Origin of the sequence: Micromonospora sp. (genome assembly GCF_048594385.1) — a bacterium.
Taxonomy (GTDB): Bacteria; Actinomycetota; Actinomycetes; order Mycobacteriales; family Micromonosporaceae; genus Micromonospora; species Micromonospora wenchangensis.
Genome location: NZ_JBMDWU010000143.1, coordinates 1 through 8,071 on the forward strand (window position 1 = coordinate 1; position 8,071 = coordinate 8,071).

General features: G+C 72.6%; 8 protein-coding genes. 3 read left to right on the forward strand and 5 right to left on the reverse strand.

What is annotated here, in order from left to right:
* The first annotated feature begins 48 nt into the window (after nt 1-48).
* Entirely contained in the window at nt 49-639 is a 591-nt protein-coding gene (locus ACOJTC_RS06985; protein WP_420116230.1) for a tetratricopeptide repeat protein, read from the forward strand.
* 67 nt (nt 640-706) lie between these two features.
* On the opposite strand, the gene ACOJTC_RS06990 is transcribed toward ACOJTC_RS06985, so the two are convergent.
* The 4 genes from ACOJTC_RS06990 to ACOJTC_RS07005 all read right to left on the reverse strand — a co-directional run bounded on the left by ACOJTC_RS06990 (nt 707) and on the right by ACOJTC_RS07005 (nt 4,097).
* Nucleotides 707-1,426 carry a CDP-alcohol phosphatidyltransferase family protein gene (locus ACOJTC_RS06990; protein ID WP_088642367.1) on the reverse strand — a complete coding sequence of 240 codons (720 nt, stop codon included), beginning with the start codon at nt 1,424-1,426 and terminating at the stop codon, nt 707-709.
* Complete coding sequence (locus ACOJTC_RS06995; RefSeq protein WP_204958274.1) at nt 1,401-2,468, reverse strand: iron-containing alcohol dehydrogenase family protein; 1,068 nt, start codon at nt 2,466-2,468, stop codon at nt 1,401-1,403. Before ACOJTC_RS06995 ends, ACOJTC_RS06990 begins: the two co-directional genes overlap by 26 nt.
* Nucleotides 2,456-3,187, reverse strand: a complete 732-nt coding sequence (locus ACOJTC_RS07000) for a sugar phosphate nucleotidyltransferase (protein WP_420116225.1) — start codon at nt 3,185-3,187, stop codon at nt 2,456-2,458. Before ACOJTC_RS07000 ends, ACOJTC_RS06995 begins: the two co-directional genes overlap by 13 nt.
* Before the next feature lie 100 nt (nt 3,188-3,287).
* Nucleotides 3,288-4,097 carry a hypothetical protein gene (locus ACOJTC_RS07005; protein ID WP_420116226.1) on the reverse strand — a complete coding sequence of 270 codons (810 nt, stop codon included), beginning with the start codon at nt 4,095-4,097 and terminating at the stop codon, nt 3,288-3,290.
* 195 nt (nt 4,098-4,292) lie between these two features.
* On the opposite strand from ACOJTC_RS07005, the gene ACOJTC_RS07010 reads away from it, so the two are divergent.
* Nucleotides 4,293-5,387: a PLP-dependent aminotransferase family protein gene (locus ACOJTC_RS07010; RefSeq protein WP_420116227.1), complete on the forward strand. Its 1,095-nt coding sequence runs from the start codon at nt 4,293-4,295 to the stop codon at nt 5,385-5,387.
* 310 nt (nt 5,388-5,697) lie between these two features.
* Nucleotides 5,698-6,846, forward strand: a complete 1,149-nt coding sequence (gene corA, locus ACOJTC_RS07015) for a magnesium/cobalt transporter CorA (RefSeq protein WP_420116228.1) — start codon at nt 5,698-5,700, stop codon at nt 6,844-6,846.
* Between the two features lie 11 nt (nt 6,847-6,857).
* Here corA and ACOJTC_RS07020 read toward each other — a convergent pair whose 3' ends face one another.
* Nucleotides 6,858-7,784, reverse strand: coding sequence for a polysaccharide deacetylase family protein (locus tag ACOJTC_RS07020; protein ID WP_420116229.1), 927 nt, complete (start codon nt 7,782-7,784; stop codon nt 6,858-6,860).
* Nucleotides 7,785-8,071: the final 287 nt, after the last annotated feature.

Consider the following 8,071-nt stretch of genomic DNA (forward strand, 5'->3'; position numbering starts at 1 on the left):
CTGGGGGATCGGCGGCGGGCTCTCGACCATTTCCACCAGGCCCTCCCCATCCAGCGGGAGGTCGGCCACCGGTCCGGCGAGGCTGTCACCCTCAACAACATCGGCCTCGTGTACGACAATCTGGGGGATCGGCGGCGAGCCCTGGACCACTACCACCAGGCCCTCCCCATTACGCGGGAGGTTGGCGATCGGTCCGGCGAGGCTGTCACCCTGAACAACATCGGCAGCGTGTATGACAATCTGGGGGATCGGCGGCGGGCTCTCGACTACTACCACCAGGCTCTTCCCATCCAGCGGGAGGTTGGCGACCGCTCCGGCGAGGCTGTCACCCTCAGCAACATCGGCCACGTGTACAACGGGTTGGGGGATCGGCAGCTCGCCCTGGACCATTTCCACCAGGCCCTCCCCATCCAGCGGGAGGTCGGTGACCGGTCCGGCGAAGCCATCACCCGGTTCAACATCGCGATGGTCCATTGGGCGAACGGTGACCTCGACCAGGCGATCCGCGAAATCGAACACGTCGTCGACCTCGACCGACAGGTCGACCGCCCCGACCTCGAAGCCGATACCCGCCTCCTCGAACAACTCCGCCGACAACGCGCAGAGGAGCATGATTCCGCACCGCCTGCGGAACCGTGAGGGCGGCACCGCCTCCGACGAAGGCGAGATGCCCTGACGCCAACAGGTGGCGACGCGCCGCAGGGCCCTACAGCGAGGCGCGGGCCGAGAAGGCGATGCTGGCCAGCAGGAACCCGCCGTTGACCACCGTGAACGCCACGACCACCCAGAACACCAGTGCCGGCACGAGCATCAGCACCAGCCCCGCCACGAAGATCACCGCGCCGTAGTCGCGGACCAGCTTGACCAGGCGTACCGGCAGGGAGGTGGAGGTGACCATGCTGGCGGCGTTGGGGCCGGACTGCATCACCGAGGTCACCAGGTTGACCATCCAGGTGCCGGCGAAGGTGGCGACCAGCCAGGTCGGCGTGGATGGGCGCTGCGCCACGGCAGTGGCGGAGAGGGCGGCGACCAGGGCGATCTGGGCGGCCACGTCGCAGAGCACGTCGACCCGGGCGCCGGCCGCGCTGCCCTGACCGGTCACCCGGGCGAGCTGCCCGTCGGCGCAGTCCAGGGCGTACGCCACCTGCCAGCCGACCAGCGCGACCAGCCCGACCAGCCAGGCCGGGACGGTGCCGGCGGCGACCCGGTCGGCGAGCGCCACCACGGTCACCGAGGCGGCCAGGCCGAGCACCAGGTTGGTGATGGTCAGCGCGGTCGGGCGCAGCCCGAGGCGCTGGGCGACCAGGGCGAAGACGGCACCCAGCCACTGGCTGACCGACTCGCTGAACAGGCCGCCGCCCCGGTTGACCCGGTGGAAGTCGGCAACGGTGGGGCGGGGTTCAGCCACTGTGGTCGCGGAGTGCACCGGCGTAGTCTGCCAGCCGCTCCCGCGTCTCGGTAACCGACATGGCCAGGTGCTCCAGGATGGTGTACCGGTCGGGGCGGGTGGCCGGGGCGAACTGCACCGCCTCGACGAACTGGTCGTCGGTGAGCCCCACGTCGGCCGGGTGCCGGGGCAGCCGGTGCCGGCCCAGGCAGGCCGCCATCTCGACGAAGCGCCGCTGGTCGCCGCGCAGGAACGTGCAGAACAGCGCGCCGAGCCCGGCCAGTTCGCCGTGCGACGAGGTGCCGGGGAAGAGGGCGTCGACGGCGTGCATGATCTCGTGGCAGCCGCCGCTGGCCGGTCGGCTGCTGCCGCAGACGGCCATCGCCAGGCCGCTGGAGATCAGCGCCTCGGCCAGCACCGTGACGAACGCGTCGTCGGTCATGTCGCCGGTGTGCGCGAGCACCGCCTCCGCGCCCATCCGGGCCAGCGACGCGGCGAGGCCGTCGACGGGTTCGCCGCGTACCTGGCGGGCCAGTTCCCAGTCGGCCAGGGCGCTGATGTTGCTGACCACGTCGCCGATGCCGGCCCGGTTGTGCTGGTCGGGGCCTGCGGCCACGAAGTCCAGGTCGACGATCACCGCGATCGGGATGTGCACCCCGTAGGAGCCCTTGAGGCCGCCGGTGATCAGGCTGGCCACCGGGGAGGCGATGCCGTCGTTGGCGAGGCTGGTCGCCATGGTCACCATCGGCAGGCCGCGCCGGGTGGCGGCGTACTTCGCCACGTCGATGGTCTTGCCGCCGCCGATGCCGACCACCGCGTCGTACGAGCGTTCGCGGAGCTTGCCGCCCAGCTCGTCGGCGGCGTCGAGGGTGCCGCCGGCCACCGTGAACACGTCCGCCGAACGCAGCGACGGCCGCAGCAGGTCGGCGATCTGCCCGCCCTGACCGGGGCCGACCACCACCGCCACGTCACCCCCGGCGGAGATCCGCCCGTCGGCGAGGATCGTGGCCAGGTCGGCGACCGCGCCGCGCCGCACGTCGATGTGCAGCGGGGTCAGGATGGTACGGGCTAGTAGCGGCACGCGATCTCCCGTGCCCGGGTCAGGTCGTCGTGGTTGTCGACCTCGACCCAGGAGACGTCCCCGATCGGCGCGGCCCGCACCTCGCCGCCGGAGTCGGCGAACTCCTGGTAGCCGTCCTCGTAGTAGAGGTTCGGGTCGCGCCGCCAGGTCGCCTCCAGCGCGTCGGCGAGCGCCCCGGCCACCTGCGGCTCGATCAGCGTCGCGCCGATGTACTCGCCGTACGCCTCGCCCGGGTCCATCAGCTTGGTGATCCGGGTGAGCTGGCCGGCGGCGTCGAAGGTGGTCTTCATCTCCTCGTCGGCCAGCGCCTTGAGGGTGTCGACCGCCAGCAGGATGCCCGGCCCGCGCTCGGCGAGCAGGGTCTTCTCCACGCTCACCGGGTGCACGGTGTCGCCGTTGACCAGCAGCACGCCCCGGGCGAAGTGCTCGCGGGCCAGCCACAGCGAGTACGCGTTGTTCCACTCCTCGGCCTTGTCGTTGTGCACCAGGTCGAGGGTGACGCCGTACTTCTCCTCCAGCGCCGACTGCCGCTGCACGACCGCGTCGGCGGCGTAGCCGACCACGATCACGATCTCGGTGAGCCCCACCTCGGCCAGGTTTCGCAGCGCGATGTCCAGGATGGTGGTCTCACCGTCCACCGGCACCAACGCCTTGGGCAGGGTGTCGGTGTACGGGCGCAGTCGGCGTCCCGCACCGGCCGCGAGCACCATCCCGATCATGCGGGGCCTCCCTCGTACGACTCCAGGTCACCGTGGAGGATAGCCCCGCGTGACCCGCCGGCCGCCGTCAACCGGGAGTTCACCCGGGCCGGACGGGGGTTCAGCCGGGCAGGGCGGCCAGGTCGGCGAGCACGCACAGCCGTTCGTCGGCGGTCAGCGTGGCGTACGGGCCGGCCGCCCGACGGTCGGTCTCCAGCTCGATGGCCCGCCGTTCCGGCCCGTCCGGCAGCTTGCCGACGCTGGCGGCGGTGTGCCCGGCGGCGGTCCACGCCTGCGCGTACGCGTCGGCCCGGTGGTACCGCAGCGCGCCGATCCGGTTGAGCAGCAGCACGCCCGGCGGGATGCCGTCCGGCTCGTACGGCGGGGCCACCGCCGCGAACGCGGGCCCCGGCCCGGCGTCCGGCTCCCCGGCCAGCAGCACCGCGTACGCCACCACCCGCCCGTACGCCTCGACGAGCCGGCGCACCCGGTCGTCGTGCCCGGCCCACAGTTCCTCGGTCACCTCGGCGTGCACCTGGTACAGCTCGGTGAGGAAGTCGACGCCGCGTTCGGTGGCGGTGATCCCGCCGTCGGGCCGGCGGGCGATCGTGCCGTGGGCGACCTGTTTGTCCAGCGCCCGTTGGCAGGTGGCCGGGTCGCGGTAGCGGTTGACGGCGGCGAAGCCGGCCCGGTCGACGGTGCCGCCCGGCGCGGCGAGCCGGGTGCGGAACTCCACCAGGAAGCCGGTGGCGGCGGGCCCGCCGTACCGTTGGCTCAGTTCGGCGCCGCCGCCGTCGCGGCCGGCGAGCATCCCGGCCACGAACGCCCGCTCGACCGCCGGGGCGACCAGCCCGGCGAAGCGGTGCGGTGCCAGCTCGACGCCATCGTCCGTGATCAACGCGCCGGCGCTGCGGAGGGGCTCGGTGGGCACGCTTCGACAGTAGCGAGCGCGGGCCGGCCGCGCCGATGTCCGGTCCCGTCCCGACCTGCACCGGAGTCGACCGGTTCGCCCCGCCCCGGCCGGCCGGCGCACCGGATGCCGGGTCGGGGGTGCCGGGCTGCCCGCATGTTGAACTTGGCGTGTATGCCGGCCGGAGCGGCCCGGCCAGGCCCTAGGCTCGTGCGCATGACCGCCGAGCAGCTGATCTCGTTCGCCCGTGGCGCGCCCTCGCTGGACATCGTGGATGTCGAGGGGCTCAAGGCCGCCGCCGTCCGTGCCTTCGACGCCGACCCCGCCGGGGTCACCGCCTACGGCACCTCCGTGGGTTACCCCCCGTTGCGGAAGTGGATCGCCGAGAAGCACGGCGTCGAGGCGGATCAGGTGCTGGTCACCAACGGCTCGCTGCAGGCCGACGCGTTCCTCTTCGACCACCTGGTCCGGCGCGGGGACGCCGTGGTGGTGGAGCGTCCGACGTACGACCGGACCCTGCTCAACCTCCAGCGGATGGGCGGCGAGATCCACGGCGTGGGTATCGAGCCGGACGGCCTGGACACCGCCGAGCTGCGCAAGCTGCTGGAGTCCGGGGTACGCCCCCGGCTGGCCCACGTGATTCCGAACTACCAGAACCCGGCCGGGGTGACCCTCTCCCTGGACAAGCGCCGTGAGCTGCTCGACCTCGCCGCCGAGTACGGCTTCACCATCTTCGAGGACGACCCGTACGCCGACATCCGGTTCCGGGGCGAGCCGCTGCCGTCGATGCTGTCGATGGACACCCGGGGTGTGGTGGTGCACGCGTCGAGCTTCACCAAGACCGTCTGCCCCGGGGTCCGGGTCGGTTACCTGGTCGGGCCGGCGAGCCTGATCGCCGACATCGCCAAGAAGGCGACCAGCCTCTACATCTCGCCGGGCATGGTGGCGCAGTCGATCGTGCACCAGTTCTGCGTCTCGGGTGACATCCAGCGGTCGATCGCCACGGTGTCGTCGGCGCTGGGCGAGCGGGCCGGGGTGCTGGCCGAGTCGCTGCGCCGGCACCTGCCCGAGGTGACCTTCGTCGAGCCGGACGGCGGCTACTTCCTCTGGGTGGAGTTCCCCGACGACGTGGACGTGGACCGGTTGGCCCCGGCCGCCGCCGAGCGGGGTGTCGCCGTGGTCAAGGGCAGCGACTTCATGGTCGACGGTGGGCGGCACGCGTTGCGGCTGGCCTTCTCCGCGGTGACCGCGGACCGGATCGACGAGGGTGTGCGCCGGCTCGCGGACGCGGTGGCGGCCATTCGCGGCTGAAAAATCTGTCGGGTTTCTGACAAAAGTACGACGTCGGCCGGTCGAGGGCTCCCCTCGGCCGGTCGGGCGACCCACAATGCTGCGAGCGTCACTCACGTTCGGCCGGTGACCCGGTCGTACCCGCCGGACGGGTGGGTGACGCGGCAGCATTACCCCCGCCCCCAGCGGTGCCGGGTGGGTCGGGTCGCCCCCTCACCCCCCGAACGCGGTCCGACCCGCCCGGCGCCCACACCCCGATCGGCCGAGCGCCGCCACGCCCGGGGCGGCGTAGCCTGCAAGCCGCAGCAGGACACCCGGGAGGGGGAACGCCATGACGGACCGGGCGGCACGGGAGCGGTCGGCGACACTCCACGGCGGTCGGGTGCTGAACCCCCGCGCCTGGGTGTCCCCGGTGCGCGCGATGTCCCGCATCCTCAACGCCGACGGCTCCCCCCGTACCCCCGCGCCCACCGGCCCGGGACGCAGCGGGGTGGTCGACTGCGGCCTCTACGTCGACGGCGAACGCCGCCCCGGCCAGTGGCAGTACGCCGAGGCGCTGGCCGCCGCCCGCGAGGAACGCGACGGGTTCGTCTGGCTGGGGCTGCACGAACCGGAACTGGCCGAGATGACCGCCATCGCCGAGACGTACGGCCTGCACGAACTGGCCGTCGAGGACGCGGTGAAGGCCCAGCAGCGGCCCAAGCTGGAACGCTTCGGCGAGGTCAGCTTCCTGGTGCTGCGCACCGCCCGGTACTGCGAGCACACCGAGCTGACCGAGACCTCCGAGGTGGTGGAGACCGGCCAGGTGATGCTGTTCATCGGCCCGAACTTCCTGATCAGCGTTCGGCACGGGGACGCCTGCCGGCTGTCGCCCGTCCGGGCCGACCTGGAGGCCAAGCGGGACCTGCTGCGGCACGGCCCGTGGGCGGTGGCTTACGCGATCACCGACCGGGTGGTGGACCTCTACCTGGAGGTGGCCGACCAGCTGGAGGACGACCTCGACGTGCTGGAGGCGGACGTCTTCGACCGGCAGAGCAGCGGGCGGATCCAGCGGATCTACCAGATGAAGCGGGAACTGGTCGAGTTCAAGCGGGCGGTGATCCCGCTGCAACGGCCGCTGCTGACGCTGACCGCCCAGGTCAACCGCGAGGTGCCGCAGGAGGTACGGCGTTACTTCCGCGACGTGCAGGACCACCTCAGCCGCACCGTCGAGCAGGTCAACTCCTACGACGACCTGCTCAACTCGATCCTCCAGGCCCGGCTGGCGCAGGTCACCGTCGACCAGAACAACGACATGCGCAAGATCGCCGCGTGGGCGGCCATCGCGGCGGTCTGGACCGCGTTCGCCGGGGTCTACGGCATGAACTTCGAGAACATGCCCGAACTGAAATGGACGTATGGCTATCCGGGGGTGCTCGCGTTGATGCTCGCCATCTCGCTGGCGCTCTACCGGTGGTTCCGCCGCAACGGCTGGCTCTGACCGCCCACCGGTCAGTGGGTCGGGGCGGTGGCCGGGGTGGCCGCCGCCATCAGCTCGGAGACGGTGACGAACTCGAAGCCCTGCCGCCGCAGTCCGGTGATCATCGCGGCCAGCCCCCGGATCGCGACCAGCCGGTCCGCCGGCCCGGTGTCGTGGGCGAGCAGGATGGTGCCCGGCTCGCAGGAGTCGACGATGTAGTCGACCAGGCCGTCCGGGTTCTGGGTGAACCGGGATTCGAGCATCTGCCGGTTCCACAGGACCACCTGGTAGCCGAGGTCGTTGGCGGCGAGCAGGGTGCTGCCGGCGAGGTGCCCGTACGGCGGGCGGAGCAGGGTGGGCTCCCGGCCCCAGAGCCGGGTCAGCTCGTTGTGCGCCCGGCTGATCGCCGTGCACGCCTGCTCGTAGGTCATCTTCGCTAGGTCCTGGTGGGCCCAGGTGTGGTTGCCGACCTCGTGACCGTCGAGCCGGTGCGCCACCAGCCGGCCGTATTCGCGGGCGCGGCGGCCGACCATGAAGAAGGTGGCCGGGGTGTCGGTCTGCGCGAGGATCGACAGCACCCGGGGGGTCCAGTTCGGCGCGGGCCCGTCGTCGAAGGTGAGCGCGATCAGCCGGCGGGTGGTGTCGACGCTCCACACCACGTCGACCCGGGACGACCGGGGCGGGGTGCGCCGGTCGGCGTGCACGGTGGCGGCGTACCCGCCGTAGACGGGCAGCTTGCTGTCGGCGGTCGCCTCCGCATACCCGAACTCGCCGGTCAGCGCCACGCCCGCGCCGGCCAGGGCGGCGGCGGGGCCGGAGAGCACCCGCCGCCGGGACAGGGCCCGGTCACGCCCCGCCGGGGCCTCTCCCGGACGCTCGGCGGACTGGTCCCAGCGTCCCGTCGAGGGGGCGCCGTTCGGCTCCGGAGCCGGACGCTCCGGGTCGGTGGTCGACGACATACGAGCACTGTAGGAGCCGCAAGCCCGCCGGGTGGACCCGTAACGGTCGGGGGTAACCCTGAAAAATCCTTACGTTCTCGTGGGGGTCGCCGCCCTGGGCAGGCCGGATGACGGCGCCGGGCCGTACCGTGCCGGGGGCTGCGGGTACCGGCGTCGTGTCGGGCGGCCCGGGACCCGACGGGGTCCGGAAGTCGGCTGCGGGGCCGGGCCGCCGGGGCGGGGGGGGGCCGCCCGCCGCCCGGGGGGGGGGGGGGGACGCCGGGGGCGGGGGGGCCGCGCGGCCCCCC